The organism is Streptomyces fumanus, from assembly GCF_014655295.1.
Taxonomy (GTDB): Bacteria; Actinomycetota; Actinomycetes; order Streptomycetales; family Streptomycetaceae; genus Streptomyces; species Streptomyces fumanus.
Genome location: NZ_BNBI01000018.1, coordinates 76,243 through 89,509, shown reverse-complemented (window position 1 = coordinate 89,509; position 13,267 = coordinate 76,243). Strand labels below are relative to the sequence as shown.

The 13,267-nt window shown below is 74.1% G+C and carries 13 protein-coding genes; 4 read left to right on the top strand and 9 right to left on the bottom strand.

Annotated elements, in window-relative coordinates:
* Positions 1 to 137: 137 nt before the first annotated feature.
* From IE316_RS31220 to IE316_RS31205, 4 genes are all read left to right on the top strand, one after another.
* A complete protein-coding gene (locus tag IE316_RS31220; protein ID WP_190207883.1) occupies positions 138 to 662 on the top strand; it encodes an RNA polymerase sigma factor in 525 nt (174 codons plus the stop codon).
* Positions 663 to 731: 69 nt separating this feature from the next.
* Positions 732 to 1,457, top strand: a complete 726-nt coding sequence (locus IE316_RS31215) for a hypothetical protein (protein ID WP_190207882.1) — start codon at positions 732 to 734, stop codon at positions 1,455 to 1,457.
* 344 nt (positions 1,458 to 1,801) lie between these two features.
* Positions 1,802 to 3,352 (top strand): ABC1 kinase family protein, encoded by a 1,551-nt coding sequence (locus IE316_RS31210; RefSeq protein WP_190207881.1) that lies wholly within the window; start codon positions 1,802 to 1,804, stop codon positions 3,350 to 3,352.
* A 116-nt stretch (positions 3,353 to 3,468) separates the two neighbouring features.
* Entirely contained in the window at positions 3,469 to 4,326 is an 858-nt protein-coding gene (locus IE316_RS31205; protein ID WP_190207880.1) for an SAM-dependent methyltransferase, read from the top strand.
* 1 nt (position 4,327) lies between these two features.
* Here IE316_RS31205 and IE316_RS31200 read toward each other — a convergent pair whose 3' ends face one another.
* From IE316_RS31200 to IE316_RS31160, 9 genes are all read right to left on the bottom strand, one after another.
* Positions 4,328 to 5,572: a wax ester/triacylglycerol synthase domain-containing protein gene (locus tag IE316_RS31200; RefSeq protein ID WP_190207879.1), complete on the bottom strand. Its 1,245-nt coding sequence runs from the start codon at positions 5,570 to 5,572 to the stop codon at positions 4,328 to 4,330.
* 53 nt (positions 5,573 to 5,625) lie between these two features.
* On the bottom strand, positions 5,626 to 6,936 hold the full coding sequence (locus tag IE316_RS31195; protein ID WP_190207878.1) for an NAD(P)/FAD-dependent oxidoreductase: 1,311 nt from the start codon (positions 6,934 to 6,936) through the stop codon (positions 5,626 to 5,628).
* Positions 6,933 to 7,514 (bottom strand): flavin reductase family protein, encoded by a 582-nt coding sequence (locus IE316_RS31190; protein WP_190207877.1) that lies wholly within the window; start codon positions 7,512 to 7,514, stop codon positions 6,933 to 6,935. The genes IE316_RS31195 and IE316_RS31190 overlap by 4 nt, the downstream gene beginning before the upstream one ends.
* Positions 7,486 to 7,956: a type II toxin-antitoxin system RatA family toxin gene (locus IE316_RS31185; RefSeq protein ID WP_190207876.1), complete on the bottom strand. Its 471-nt coding sequence runs from the start codon at positions 7,954 to 7,956 to the stop codon at positions 7,486 to 7,488. Before IE316_RS31185 ends, IE316_RS31190 begins: the two co-directional genes overlap by 29 nt.
* Before the next feature lie 57 nt (positions 7,957 to 8,013).
* The gene (locus IE316_RS31180; RefSeq protein WP_190207875.1) at positions 8,014 to 9,279 is read right to left on the bottom strand and encodes an aspartate aminotransferase family protein; all 1,266 of its coding nucleotides are present in this window, start codon (positions 9,277 to 9,279) and stop codon (positions 8,014 to 8,016) included.
* A complete protein-coding gene (locus IE316_RS31175) occupies positions 9,276 to 10,400 on the bottom strand; it encodes an SDR family oxidoreductase (protein WP_190207874.1) in 1,125 nt (374 codons plus the stop codon). Before IE316_RS31175 ends, IE316_RS31180 begins: the two co-directional genes overlap by 4 nt.
* 95 nt (positions 10,401 to 10,495) lie before the next feature.
* The gene (locus IE316_RS31170) at positions 10,496 to 11,629 is read right to left on the bottom strand and encodes an acyl-CoA dehydrogenase family protein (protein ID WP_190207873.1); all 1,134 of its coding nucleotides are present in this window, start codon (positions 11,627 to 11,629) and stop codon (positions 10,496 to 10,498) included.
* A 37-nt stretch (positions 11,630 to 11,666) separates the two neighbouring features.
* Positions 11,667 to 12,629 (bottom strand): bifunctional lysylphosphatidylglycerol flippase/synthetase MprF, encoded by a 963-nt coding sequence (locus IE316_RS31165; protein WP_190207872.1) that lies wholly within the window; start codon positions 12,627 to 12,629, stop codon positions 11,667 to 11,669.
* On the bottom strand, positions 12,613 to 13,113 hold the full coding sequence (locus IE316_RS31160; RefSeq protein ID WP_190207871.1) for a hypothetical protein: 501 nt from the start codon (positions 13,111 to 13,113) through the stop codon (positions 12,613 to 12,615). The genes IE316_RS31165 and IE316_RS31160 overlap by 17 nt, the downstream gene beginning before the upstream one ends.
* Between the last annotated feature and the right edge of the window lie 154 nt (positions 13,114 to 13,267).

Below are 13,267 nucleotides of genomic sequence, written 5' to 3'. Positions count from 1 at the left end.
TTCGCCCAGCATATCGGAGGACCACATTCCGGTTTGCCGCCCCAAATACTCGGGTAGGAAAATCTCAGCCGAAGAAAGAAAAAATCGGCTTCCGATTCATCTGCCTGAAACCGAGAGACAACGGGCTGCAATCCACAATGGCACCACATTCCACCTGCCAATCGCCCGCTGCATGCTCCTGGGAAGAAATCTTCCAGCATCAGGACCGCCTCATGCGGTTGGTTCGACGACGACTGCCGAGTTTCCAGGACGCCGAGGACTGCGTACAGGAAACCATGGCCCGCGCTGCCGCCCACGCCACGTTGGACAGAAATCGGCTCGGTCCTTTTCTGACGTCCGTGGCGCTTCGCCTCTGCATCGACTTCTACCGTGACATGGACCGTCGCAGCAGGTTGTTGCAGCGGGCGGCACTGATCGATGCGCCCCTGACGACCGAGGAGGACGTCTGTGACGAGGATTTCGGCAGATGGCTGCTGAGCCAGGTCAGGCAACTGCGCGGCCGGGAGCAGGAAGTCATACTCGCACGCGCCGCGGGGATTTCCACTGCGGAATTCGCCCGTATGCACAATATCTCGCTGAAATCGGCTGAAGCCGCTTTCACCAGAGGTCGGGCACGGCTTCGGACCGCGTGCTCGCAATCTCTGGAGGGCCGTGCGGTGTGAATTCATCACCGTGCCCCGAGGAATGGCAACCGCCAGATCACCGGACGACAACGCGAAGGGAACACAACCATGAGCGGGAAAAACATCCAGGACATTATGCGGGACTTCGTCGGCGGCGTCACCGACAACTGGAAGGACATGGTCGACGACCTGCTCAACCGCGACGACGACGATGACGACGACGACCGGGACGACCGGAAGAGGAAGGGCTCGCGCCGGTCGGTGAGCGGGCTGCCCGGGGACCTGCTCGGCGGTCTCTCCGGTGCCCTCAACCCGGCCGCCGGGCTGGCCCTGCTCGGCGGCGGGAACACCAACCCGCTGGCGGTGCTGCAGTTGCTGGCCGCGAGCGGGGCCAATCCGCTGGCCGTGCTCCAGTTGCTCAACAGCGGTGCGCTGGGCTCCAACCCGCTGGCCACGCTCCAGACGCTGGGCGCCCTGGGGGGCGGGAACCCGCTCGCCGGGTTCCAGGCGCTGGGCGGCTACGGCCAGTTGGCGGGCGGGCTGGGGCAGATGGCCGGGCTGCCGTACCAGTACCCGTACGGCCCGGGGGGCGGTGGGCTGCCGGGTCAGCTCGGCCAGTTGGGGGGCCAGGCCGGCCAGTTGGCCGGGCAGGTCGCCGCCGCACCGGGCCAGATCGGTCAGGCGGCCGCGCAGGCGGCCGGGCAGGTCGCGGATCAGGCGGCGGCCGGGCTGAGCCAGGCGTCCAAGGCCGCGCAGGGGCTCGGGGAGACCATGTCCGGCCTCACCGGCGGTCAGCAGCACCAGCCGCACCAGCAGCAGAAGCCCCAGCAGTAACCGGAAGGCGACGGTGCGGGTCGCGACCGCCGGGCCGCCGGGCGGGACCCGCGTCCCCGTCCGGCGGCCCGGCGCGCGCCGCAAGGGCGCCCCGGCCTGTCCGGCGCCCGGCGGCGTCCGCACGCCGCGCGCCCACCGGGGCCCGGCGCGTGCCCGGCGCGTTCCTGGTGTGTGCCCACCGCGTACCCGGTGCGCGCCCGGCGCCCGCGAGCGCGTACCGGCGCGTGCGGCGCCCGTGCGCGGCCGGTCGGCGCCCGTGCGCGGCCGGTGGGGTGCCGGGCGCCCGTGTGACCCGGACGGACCGCGTGCCGCCGGCCGTTTCGCCGATCGAGGAGGAGTCCGCCATGCCGTCTGCCGTCGGCGACCGGTTGCGTCTCGTCGTCAAGGTGCTGGGCAGCCTGGTCGCCGACGAGGTCGGCCAGGCCACCAAGGTGCGTCGCCGCCGACGGGAGGCCGGGCCCCCGGACGCGTACCCGCCGGACGCCGAGGGGACCGAGCGGCGCCGGGCCAAGGCGGTCCGGCAGGCGCTGGAGAGCCTCGGCCCCTTCTACGTCAAGCTCGGCCAGATCCTGTCCACCCGGCCCGACATGGTGCCCGACTCCATCCGGGAGGAGCTGCAGAACCTGCACGACCAGGTGGACGTCCAGCCGTTCTCGGAGTTCGAGCCGGTGCTGGCCCAGGACCTCGGGCCGGACTGGAAGCTGCGCTTCGACGACATCGAGACCGTACGGCCGCTCGGTGCCGCGTCCCTCGCCCAGGTCTACCGGGTGGTCATGCCCGGCGGCCGGCCCGCCGTGGTGAAGATCCAGCGGCCCGGCATCCGCGAGGGCGTCCTCGCCGACATGGCGCTGATGCGCCGCGCCGCCCGGATCGTGGCCCGGGTCGCACCCCGGTTCAACGAGGTCATCGACGTCGAGGCGATGCTCGGATCGGTCTTCGACGCGATGGAACCGGAGCTGGACTTCACCGGCGAGGCCCGCAACATGGACGAGGCCCGCCGGCACGTCCGTGCCTTCCGCAATCTGGCGGTGCCCCGGGTGCTGCACGCCAGCCCCCGGGTGCTGGTCCAGTCGCTGGCGGCGGGCACCTCGGTGCGGCACATCGACCCGGACCACTTCACCGACAGCGAGCGCATCGACATCGGCAAGGACCTGCTGCGGTTCATGTACCACGGGTACTTCGTGCACCGCTTCTTCCACGCCGACCCGCACGCCGGGAACGTCTTCGTCGCCCCCGGCGGGCCCGCCACCCTCATCGACTGGGGCATGGTCGGCCGCCTGGACCGGCGGACCAGTCTGCAACTGCTGCCCCTGTTCATGACGCTGGCGCAGAACGACGGGGCCGGGCTGGCGCAGCACTGGGCCGAGATGGGCCGGATGACGCCGTGGGCCAACATGCCCGCGTTCACCGCCGACATGGCCGCCTTCGTCCCCAAGGTCTCCCGGCTGTCCCTGGAGGAGCTCAACTTCGGCGTGGCGCTGACCACCGTGCTGGCCAAGGCGACCAAGCGGGGCATCGGCTCCCCGCCGGCGGTGTCGCTGCTGGGCAAGTCCTTCGCCAACCTGGACGGTTCGGTCCGGCACCTGGCCCCGGAGATCACGCTCTCGGAGGTGTTCGAGGGCGAGGTGCCGAGGATCCTGTTCACGCTGGGCCGCGAGTTCCTGAGCCGCAACCAGTTCGCCCGCAACTCCATGGAGATGCTGCTCGCCACCGTCACCAGTCCCGAGCAGGTGCGCACGATCCTCGGGGACGTCTCGAACCGGCAGTTCGCGCTGCACGTCCACGAGCCGCGGACGCCCCCCTCGATGGGCGGCCAGCGCCCCACCCGGCCTTCCCGGAGCCTGCTGGCGCTCGGCGCCGCGGCCCTCCTGCTCGCCCGCCGCCGCACCCGCTGACCGGCCGCCCGCCACCGCGCCCCCGGGCCGGCCGGCCGCCGGCACCCCCGCCGGCCCACCTGCCGCCGCCGGCCCCGCCGAACGAACAGATCCCCCCTCGCACCCCGGAGGCCCCCATGCCCCACCCCGCAGGCCCGCAGTCCCTCCCCGCGCCGGACGGCCTCTCCCAGGTCGCCCTGTGGACGGCCGCCGCGCACGCCGCGGAGTACGGCCGCGAGGCGCCGTACGTCCGTGATCCGTGGGCCGGTGACTTCCTGCACGCGGCCGGGTACCGGGGCGGTCCGCCGGGGGACGGGCCGATGCAGCGGCTGCTGCCCGAGTGGGCCGTGGTGCGCAGCCGGTTCTTCGACGAGCACCTGGTGGCGGCGGCCCGCGCGGGCTGCCGCCAGGTGGTGCTGCTGGGCGCCGGTCTGGACACCCGGGCGTTCCGGCTGGACTGGCCGACCGGGGTGCACGTCTTCGAGGTGGCCGACCCCGCCCTGCTGGCCTTCAAGGAGTACGTCCTGGACGGGGCCCCGGCCTCCTGCGGGCGCCGGAGCGCGGTCGGCGCCGACCCGGCCGGCGACTGGCGCGCGGAACTCCTCGCCGCCGGGTTCGATCCCGCGCGGCCCACCGCCTGGCTCGCCGAGACCCTGCTGTACCACCTGCCGCCGGAGACGGTGGAGTCGGTCGTTACGGCGATGACGGAACTCTCCGCGCCGGGCAGCACGTTCGGCGCCGAGTGCGTCAACGCCGAGACCGTGACCTCGTCGTTCGTGGCACCGTTCCTCGACGCCCTGGCGGACACCGGCCTGGCCTGGCACTGGCGGCTCGCCGAGCCGGAGCGCTGGTGGGCCGGCCACCACTGGGACGCCCGGGTGGCCGACCCGTTCACGCTGCCCTACGCCGTCGAGCGGCTGGGGCCCTGCCTGCCGATGCTGCCGGAGGCCGCCGCCCGGACGGTGTTCCTGATCACCGGGACGCTCCGCACGTGACTCAGCTCCGCTCCAGCTCCAGCAGGGCCGCCAGCCACAGGTCCGGGAGTTCCTCGGCGCCGGCCAGCGTCTCGTCGTGCACCACGGTCAGGCAGGCGACGTCCTGCTGGCTGGTCAGCGTCACCATGCAGCGGATGCCGGCGGCCGTGCCGGTGTAGGCGGCCGACCAGCGCGATGCGGCCCCCCGGTGGACCAGCGGGGCCCCGACGTCGACCCGGCTGACCGGCGCGGCGACGACCGTCCCGGTGACCAGGCGGACGCCGAGCCGGGCCCCGACCGGCCGGGGGGTGGCCGCCAGCAGCAGCCGGAAGGAGTCCCGCCGGCGGCCCTCCCGCAGGCGCTCCGTGCTCTGCCGGACCCGCCGGAAGGCCCGCTGCGGCACCGCCTCGTCGCAGGGCAGCACCACGTGTGCGAGGGCGATGCGGTTGCCGGGGGCGTACTCCTCCCCCGGCGCCCGGACCGACATCGGCACCGCCACCGGCAGCGGCGGATGGGTCTCGCCGGTGGCCTTGAGGTGCCAGGTGCGCACGGCGTGCGACAGGGCGGTGAGGTAGACGTCGTTCACGCTGCCGCCCTGGACCCGGCCGGCGGCGCGCAGCCGGGCCAGCGGCGTGGTGGCGTGGCAGACCCGGAGGCCGGGGCCGACCGGCCCGTCGAAGCCGGGCTTGGCGACGGGCCGGCCGAGGCTGCGCAGCACGTCGCCGAGGACCCCGGCGACGCCCCGCGGGGCCGGCCGGGCGAGCGCCTGCGCGGGCGGGCCGCTGGCCGGGTCGTCGTCGAGCAGGGCGCGGGCGGCGTACACGGCGCCCATGCCGTCCTGGAGGCGGTGGTCGGTGCGGTAGCACAGGGCGTGGCCGCCGCCCGCGCCGTGCACCAGCCACACCTCCCACAGCGGACCGTCGGCCACGCTCATCGGCCGGGACAGCAGCAGCCGTCCGGTCGCCGTGCAGTCGGTGTCGCCGGTCAGCCGGACCTCCCGGACGTGCCGCTCGACCGCGATCCGGTCCACGCGCCGGAACACCTTGCCCTCGCGGGACGGGCGGTAGTTCGCCGCGGGGACGTGGGGGGCCCGTTCGGCGACGCGGGCACGGACCGTGTCCAGGGCCGGGGCGGGGCCGTCGAAGACGAAGACGACGGGCAGCGGCAGCGCGCCGCCGCGCACGGCCCGGCGGTAGGCGAGGTCGGCGGCGCCCATCGGCAGGGTCGGGGGCAGCGGTCCGTCGGTCCCGGGTCGCGTGAGTCGCATCGTGAGCCTTCCTGTGGGGGGTACGGGGAACAGCCTGCCGTGTCGCGCGGCCGTCACCGTCCGTGACGCGCGGCCAGGCCGACGGCGTCCACGTAGGCGCGCAGCAGGGGCCGGCCGGGCAGTGCCGGGGCCTTCGACCGGTGCCAGGGCATCCGCTCGCCGGTCTCCGGGTCGCCGAGCAGGGCGGCGGCGACATGGGCGCCGTGCGCGACGGAGAGGGCGAGGCCGTGGCCGCAGCAGCCGCCGATGTACCAGACGTCGGAGAAGCCGTGCACCGGCCCGACCACCGGCAGGTCGTCGCCGGTCATGCCGATCCGCCCGGACCAGCGGTGGGTGATCTCCACCCGGGCCAGTTCGGGGCGCAGGCTCCGCAGCCACCCCTCCAGCCAGCTCCAGGCCCGCTCCCGCACCGCCTGGAGCCGGGAGGCGCCCAGCCCGTCGGGGACGGTCGCGGTGCCGCCGCCGGCCACCAGGCCCCGGTCGGGCAGCACCCGGAAGTAGGGCGCGAGGGGCACCGCGTCGATCAGCGCGTCCCCCGTGCGCCCGCCCAGCGCCTCGTACGCCGGGACGCTCAGGGGCGCGGTGGCGATCGCGTACACCTCCAGGGGGAAGACGGAGCCGACGGGCAGGCCGATGGCGCGGGCGGCGGAGTTGACGGCGAGCACCGCCTGACCGGCGTAGAGCCGGCCGTGCGGGAAGACCAGTTCGGGGCCGACGAGTTCGCCGGGGCGCACGGTCAGCAGGGGGCTCTCGCCGTAGAACCGTACGCCCTTGGCGGCGCAGGCGCGGGCCAGGGCGCAGGTGAGGGCGGCCGGGTCGAGGGTGGCGGCGGGCTGGTGCAGCATCCCGGCCCGGTAGGGCACGCCGACCCGGTCGCGGACGGCGTCGGCGGTCAGCACCGGTACGTCGAGGCCGAGTTCGCGGTAGACGCGGGCCTGCCGGGCGAGTGCCACCAGGCCCGCCGGGGTGCGCGCGGCCATGATCTGGGCGCCGGGGCGCAGCCCGCAGGGCACGTCGAGGCGGCGGCACAGGTCGAGGACCTCCTCCACGGCGCGCAGGCTCGCCCGGTGCATCCGGCGGGCGGCGCGCGGGCCGTGGCGGCGTACCGCGCGGTCGACGGCCGGCCCGGCGCGGGGGCCGAGCAGGCCGGTGCCCCGGCCGCTGGCCCCGGCGGCCGGGCGGCCCGCGTCGACGACGGCGATGTCCAGGCCGGGGGCGCGTTCGGAGAGGTGGTAGGCGCAGGCCAGCCCGGCCAGGCCGGCGCCGACGACGGCCACGTCCGCGGTGACCACGCCGTGCAGCGGGGGCTGCGGCGGCAGTTCCGCCGGTTCCCAGCACGGCGTTCCGGCCGGGGCGCTGATCATCCGGGGCCGTCCGGGAACCGCTCGGTCAGCGACCGGAACCGGCGGTCGTGCCAGAGCAGCGGGCGGCCGCCGCCCACGTGCACGGCGGCGATCCGGCCGACGACGAGGTGGTGGTCGCCGTAGCGGCGCACGTCCTCGGTCAGGCACACCGACCAGGCCAGCGCCCCGGCGAGCACGGGGACGCCCAGCACATGGCGCAGCTCGGTGCCGGCGAACCGTTCGGCGGCGGGCGTCGTCGGGGACGCGAACCGGGTCGCCAGGTCCTGCTGTTCCTCGCGCAGCAGGTGCACGGCGAAGGCCCGGTGGGCGCGGACCGCGGTGAGGGTGCGGGAGCCGTCGCGCAGGCAGACCAGGAGCAGCGGCGGGCGGGCGGAGAGCGAGGTGACGGCGGAGACGGTCATGCCCAGCGGGCCGCCCGCGCCGGCCGCGGTGACGACGCTGACCCCGGCGGTGAGCTTGGCGTACAGGGTCAGGCAGCGGGCGGCGCCGGGGCCGGGTTCCTCGCCCAGCAGCGGTTCGGGCGGGGGCGGGGCCGGGGCGGTCGTCCGGTCAGTCACGAGCCGCAGCCGCGCGCCCATCGGTCACCACCTCGGCGTCGAGCAGGCCGGTCACGATCTGCCCGATGAGGGTGCGCAGCGTGGCCTCGGCGACCGGGTCGAGGATCTCGGCGAGGCTGGGGATGCCCAGGTCGAAGGTGGCCTCGAAGACGACGAGGGTGCCGCCGTCGCGCGGGGCGCAGCGCCAGCTCCCGGTGAAGGTCTTGAAGTCGCCGCTGAGCTGTTCGAAGGCGATGGTGCGGGTGTCCGGGTCGAAGGTGTCGCGTTCGCGCCAGCGCATCAGGCCGCCGCGGAAGACGACGGCCCACTCCGAGATCGCGGAGCCGTCGGCCAGCGGCGGTTCGACGGTCACCTCGCGGACGGTGTCGGTGAACTCGGGGTAGCGGCGGAAGTCGCTGATGCGCCGGTACGCCTCGGCCGGGTCGAGTGCGTCGGTGCGGGCCTGCAGTACCACGTGGGGCATGGTGGGTTCGGTTCCTTCCGGTGCGGGCGGGTCATACGGGGGCTCCGGGCGGGCGGGTCATACGGGGATGCGGGCGGCGGTGCTGCGCAGTCCCTCGGTGAAGGTGGTGAGGAACAGCTCCAGCGCCGCGTCGTCGACCACGGCGGGCGGGGTCAGCCGCAGGACCCGGGTGGCGTTGAGGGAGTGGTTGACGAGGACGCCGCGGCCGATCATCTCCAGCAGCAGGTCGCCGACGGCCTGCTCCTTGGTGAACTCGATGCCGATCAGCAGGCCCCGGCCGCGCACCTCGCGGACCAGTCCGCCCTGGTACGGCGCGCAGATCTTCCGTACGCCGTCCAGGACGCGGGCGCCGAGGGCGGCGGCGCGGGCGACGGTGTCCTCGCGTTCCATCGCGGTGACGGTGGCGAGGGCGGCGGCGCAGGCGATCGGGGAGGCGCCGAAGGTGGAGGTGTGCAGGTAGGGGTCGCGGCCGAAGGGGTCGTACGCCTCGGCGGTGGCGACCATGGCGGCGATGGGCACCACCCCGCCGGACAGGCCCTTGCCGACCAGCATGATGTCGGGCCGTACGTCCTCGGCGTCGACGCCCCACCAGGTGCCCAGGCGGCCCATGCCGGTCTGGATCTCGTCGACGACGAGCAGGGCGCCGTACGTCCGGCACAGCTCGACGACCCGGCGGAGGTAGCCGGGGCGGGGGATGCGGACGCCGCCCTCGCCCTGGACGGGTTCGAGGATGACGACGGCCCGGTCGCGGTGGGCGGCGAGGGCCTGTTCGAGGCCGGCCGGGTCGTCGTGGTCGACCTGGGTGACGTCCGGGAGCAGCGGCCGGAAGGGGTCCTGGTAGGTGTCGTTGGCGGTGACGCTGAGGGCGCCGAGGGTCTTGCCGTGGAAGCCGCGGCGGGTGGTGATCACCGCGGTGCGGCCGTGCGCGCGGGCCAGTTTCAGGGCGGCTTCGGTGGCCTCGGCGCCGGAGTTGACGAAGTGCACGAAGTCCAGGCCGGGCGGGGTGTGGGTGGCCAGCGCCTTGGCGGCGCGGGCGGCGACGGGCTCCAGGAAGACCCGGCTGGCCAGCGGGTGGGTGTCGATCTGCCGGTGCACGGCCTCGACGACGGCCGGGTGGCGGTGGCCCAGCAGGAAGACGCCGTAGCCGCCGAAGTTGAGGAAGCGGCGGCCGTCGTCGGCGTGGATCCAGGGGCCTTCGGAGCCGATCTCGGCCATGCCGCCCATGACCCGGCCCATCACGGCCCGGCCGGAGCCGATGTGCCGCAGGTAGAGGTCGACGACGTCCTCGCCGGTGGTGCGGGGTGCCGGGGGCGAGACGGTCATGACGCCACCTCCGTGGGGGTCGGGCCGGCCGCCGGGCGGCACCGGCGGCGGGATACGGGACGGGTCTCGGCCCAGCTCCGCAGGTTGCGGGCGAGGGCGGCGCGGATGTCGGCGCGGGTCGGCCGGGTGCCGCAGTCGGGCTCGCCGAGGGAGGTGTCGAACGGCAGCTCGCGCTGGAAGACGAGGAGCAGTTCGGCGTAGTACCGGAACCGCTGGTGCACCGGGCCGGGCAGTGCGGTGCCCGCCAGTATCGGCAGCAGCAGGCGGTGCACCGCCTCGATCGGGATGAGCCGGGGGCGTTCGGGGCGGGGCAGGCCCTGCTGGGCGGCGAACTCCGCGCAGGTGTCGGCGATCTCCCGCAGTTCGACGGCCTCCTTGCCGGCGGTGAGCCAGTACTCGCCGTTGCCCACCCCGCCCCGGACGAGGTCGCCGACGGCACGGGAGACGTAGTCCTGCGGGACCATGTCGATGCGGGCCTCGGGGGCGCCCGGCAGTACCGGGACCTGGCCGAGGACCATCGCGGCGAGGACCTTGGTCAGGCCCTGCTGCTCGGCGATCCGGCCGGTGACGGAGTGCCCCATGACGACGGAGGGCCGCACGATGGCCCCCGGCTGGCCGCTGTCCCGCATCATCTGCTCGGCGCGGATCTTGGAGTCGAGGTAGGCGGCGGCGCCGGGGAAGCGCTCGCGGTCCTGGTCGGTCAGGGTGTTGGCGACGAACGCCGTGCTGACCAGGTACACGGGCGCGTCCGCGCGGGCGGCGAGGTCGAGCGCGGTGTCGGTGCCGAGGGTGTTGGTGCGCACGATCTCGCCGGGCGGGATGTGCCAGTTGGTCTGGGCGCCGGAGTGCACCACCACGTCCACGCGCAGGGCGAGTTCGTACCACTGCCGGGGGGTCAGGCCGAAGCGGGGGGCGAGCAGGTCGCCCGGGATCTCCCGGACCCGGGGGTCGTGCAGGGGCCGGGTGCGGCGCAGGCAGAGCAGGTCGAAGTGCGGGGCGAGTTCGTCGATCAGGGCACGTCCGAGGACTCCGGAGCCGCCGGTGAGCAGCAGGGTGGGGCGTGCGAGCGGGGCGGTGCGGGGTGCGGGGGGAGGAACGGGTCGCGCGACGTTCAGCGGCATGGTGGGCTCCAGATAGGGGGCTCCCTCGCGGTGGTCTCAGCCGGTGTGGGGCCCGGTGAGCGGGGTGCTGGCCGCGGGGGCGGGGGGCGGGGCCGTCAGGCGATGGCCAGCGGACGGTCGGCCAGGTACGCGGAGAACGGGCCGGTCATGCGGGAGCGGGACGGCGGGTGCAGGGAGAGGCCGTGGGCGCAGGCGGCGAGGTGGCCGATCTCGTCGGAGGCCATGAAGTTCAGGCCGCCGAGCAGTTCGACCGCGCGGGGGACGATCCGGGCGAGGGCGTCCTGGACGCCGTAGCGGGCGCACAGGGCCTGGGAGAGGGCGGCCTCGTCGAGTTCCCCGGCGTCGACGCGGCGGGCGACGCCCTCGACGGTGGCCATGGCCGACTCGGTCTCCAGGAACAGCCGGACCCGTTCGGCCTCGGGGATGCGGTCGTTGAGCAGCACCCGTTCCACCAGGGCGCTGGCCGCGCCGAGATAGCTGCCGGTCATCAGGACCTGGAACCAGATGAGTCCCGCGGTCTGCAGTTCGTCGAGGGACTCGCCGGCCGCGGAGTGGGTGCGCAGCACCAGGTCCTGGGGGACGAGGACGTCGGTGAGGGTGACCTGTTCGCTCTCGGCGCCGGCCAGGAAGCTGCTGGACCAGAAGCCGGTGACGGAGATGCCCTCGCTGTCGGCGGGCACCAGCGCCACGGCCAGTTCCTCGCCCTGGCCGTCCTCGCGCGGGATCAGGACGCTGGCGGTCAGCACGTCCATGGAGCGGGCCAGGCTGCAGGGCCGTTTGACGCCGTTGATGCGGATGGCGTCGCCGGTGACGGTGGCGGTCATCGACGGCTCCAGGACGCCGGCGCCGCTGCGGCCCTCGGCGAAGCCGGAGGCGAGGATCCGGTTGCCGGCCGCCACCCCCTCGATCAGCATCCACTCCAGGCCCTCGCCGAGGCCGCCGAGGCCGACCAGGGTCGCCATGGAGAAGTGGTGCATGGTGGTCGCCACCGCCAGGGACGGCGAGCGGCTGCCGATGGCCCGCTGCACCCGCAGCGCGTCCAGGGTGCTGGCGCCCCGGCCCCGGTGCGACTCGGGCACCAGCAGGCCGGGCCCGCCGCTGTCCCGGAACAGGCCGATGCCCGGACCGCCCGGCCGCTCCAGTTCCATCAGCGGCGTCTCCCGCAGCGCGGAGTCCAGGTCGGGGAGGAGCTTGGCGAGGGTGGTGCGTTCACGTTCGAGGAATCTCATGGGCGTGCGGTCCTCCCGGACGACGGCATGGGGGATCTCATACGGCGTTGGTGGCGCGCAGCAGTTGCCAGACCGCGCCGGGGCGGGGTCTGCCGTGGAAGGCGATGTATTCGGGGAGGACCACGTGGGGGGCCCATTTCTGCTTGTACTCCAGTTGGGAGGCGGCCGGGTAGATCGCCTCGCCGTGCGCGGCGAGCAGCCGGACGAACCGGGTGAACAGGGCACTGGCGGCGGGCAGTTCGTGGTCGGGGTCGAGTCCGGTGAACGGGGTGAACCCGAAGTGCAGCCAGCCCGCGCCCTCCTGTCCCAGGCGTTCCATGACGGTGGCGTTGAGCGCCTCCATCACCCCGGGCGGCGCGTCGGGCCGCCGCCGGCTGAGGTCGTGCAGCCAGCCGGGCCGGCTGCCGTAGACGGGCGAGTAGTTGATGTAGCCGACGGTCTCGCCGGCGATCCGGCCGGCGAACAGCCGCCGGTGGCGTTGCAGCGGGCCGGTGCGCTGGCCGACGAGGAACCGCAGCTCCTTGACGCGCCGGCCCTTGTCCCGCAGCCAGCTCTGGTCGATCCGGTCGAGGTCGGTGCGGTCGTCGCCGTCCTCGACCTCGGTGACCTCCAGGCCGGCCCGCCGGGCCCGGGAGATCTTGTTGCGCAGCCGGACGAACCGGGAGCCGCGCAGCGTGAACCGGGACAGGTCGACGGCGTACGACGCCCCGATCTGGTTGACGGTGAAGCCGTGCCGGGCGTACAGCTCGGCGTCCTCGCGCTGGAGCTGCACCGCCAGGAGCCGCCGGCCGGCGTGCGCCACGAAGGCGTCCAGCAGGGCGTCCCGGTGTTCCGGCGCGGTGAACGGGCCGCCGAACTGCAGGACGTAACGCCCCGAGGTGCGGTAGGCGCAGGTCCCGTCGTACCGGTCGTCGCGGAAGTACTCGTTTCCGCTGTTGAGCGCGAGGAAGCAGCTCGGGTTGTCGCTGTGCGCGGCGAGGGTGTCAAGCACGGACGGCATGCGTGCCCTCCACGGGAGTGCGCGGGGCGGAATCCCCGGGGAACACCGGCCGGTATTTCCGCTGGAATTCGCGGAACTCCGGGTCGGTCTCCGGTTCGAAGGGGACCCCGAAGGGTTTCAGGGAGTTCCCGAACAGCGCCCGGTCGACCATGAGGTGGATGGGCAGCGCCAGCAGGGCCCATTCCGGGCGGACCAGCAGCGCCCAGGCGCCCGCCAGGACACCGGCCGTGACCAGGCTGTGCATCACGTTGTAGGCGACGTAGTAGCCGCGCGGGATCCGCCGGTCGGGGCTGCGCCGGAAGGCGATCGCGCCGGGCAGATAACCGATGACGTCGATCACCGCGAAAAGCAGCACGAACACGCCCCACCGGATGTCCGACAGGTGCTGGAAGGCGAGCACGAGCGACACGGCCAGCACGGCCAGCCATTCGAGTCGGGAGAGGGCGAAGGTGGTCTTCGTCTCGAATCGGTTCTTGGCGTCCACGGGCGCTCCAGATCTGCGCGTACGATTCCGGGGCCCGACATCAGCCTGCCCCCTCGCTGTGGTCTGTCACTCCTGTTTACGCACCAGCGGCGGTCACCCCTCGGCGCTCAACACCTCGTAGAGTGGGGGCGTTTGAGACACGGCGATCTTCCGG

Bases quoted from the DNA above. Each gene is read 5' to 3' on its own strand.
- IE316_RS31220 (WP_190207883.1), top strand. From the start codon at position 138: ATGGCACCACATTCCACCTGCCAATCGCCCGCTGCATGCTCCTGGGAA.
- IE316_RS31215 (WP_190207882.1), top strand. From the start codon at position 732: ATGAGCGGGAAAAACATCCAGGACATTATGCGGGACTTCGTCGGCGGC.
- IE316_RS31210 (WP_190207881.1), top strand. From the start codon at position 1,802: ATGCCGTCTGCCGTCGGCGACCGGTTGCGTCTCGTCGTCAAGGTGCTG.
- IE316_RS31205 (WP_190207880.1), top strand. From the start codon at position 3,469: ATGCCCCACCCCGCAGGCCCGCAGTCCCTCCCCGCGCCGGACGGCCTC.
- IE316_RS31200 (WP_190207879.1), bottom strand. From the start codon at position 5,572: ATGCGACTCACGCGACCCGGGACCGACGGACCGCTGCCCCCGACCCTG.
- IE316_RS31195 (WP_190207878.1), bottom strand. From the start codon at position 6,936: ATGATCAGCGCCCCGGCCGGAACGCCGTGCTGGGAACCGGCGGAACTG.
- IE316_RS31190 (WP_190207877.1), bottom strand. From the start codon at position 7,514: ATGGGCGCGCGGCTGCGGCTCGTGACTGACCGGACGACCGCCCCGGCC.
- IE316_RS31185 (WP_190207876.1), bottom strand. From the start codon at position 7,956: ATGCCCCACGTGGTACTGCAGGCCCGCACCGACGCACTCGACCCGGCC.
- IE316_RS31180 (WP_190207875.1), bottom strand. From the start codon at position 9,279: ATGACCGTCTCGCCCCCGGCACCCCGCACCACCGGCGAGGACGTCGTC.
- IE316_RS31175 (WP_190207874.1), bottom strand. From the start codon at position 10,400: ATGCCGCTGAACGTCGCGCGACCCGTTCCTCCCCCCGCACCCCGCACC.
- IE316_RS31170 (WP_190207873.1), bottom strand. From the start codon at position 11,629: ATGAGATTCCTCGAACGTGAACGCACCACCCTCGCCAAGCTCCTCCCC.
- IE316_RS31165 (WP_190207872.1), bottom strand. From the start codon at position 12,629: ATGCCGTCCGTGCTTGACACCCTCGCCGCGCACAGCGACAACCCGAGC.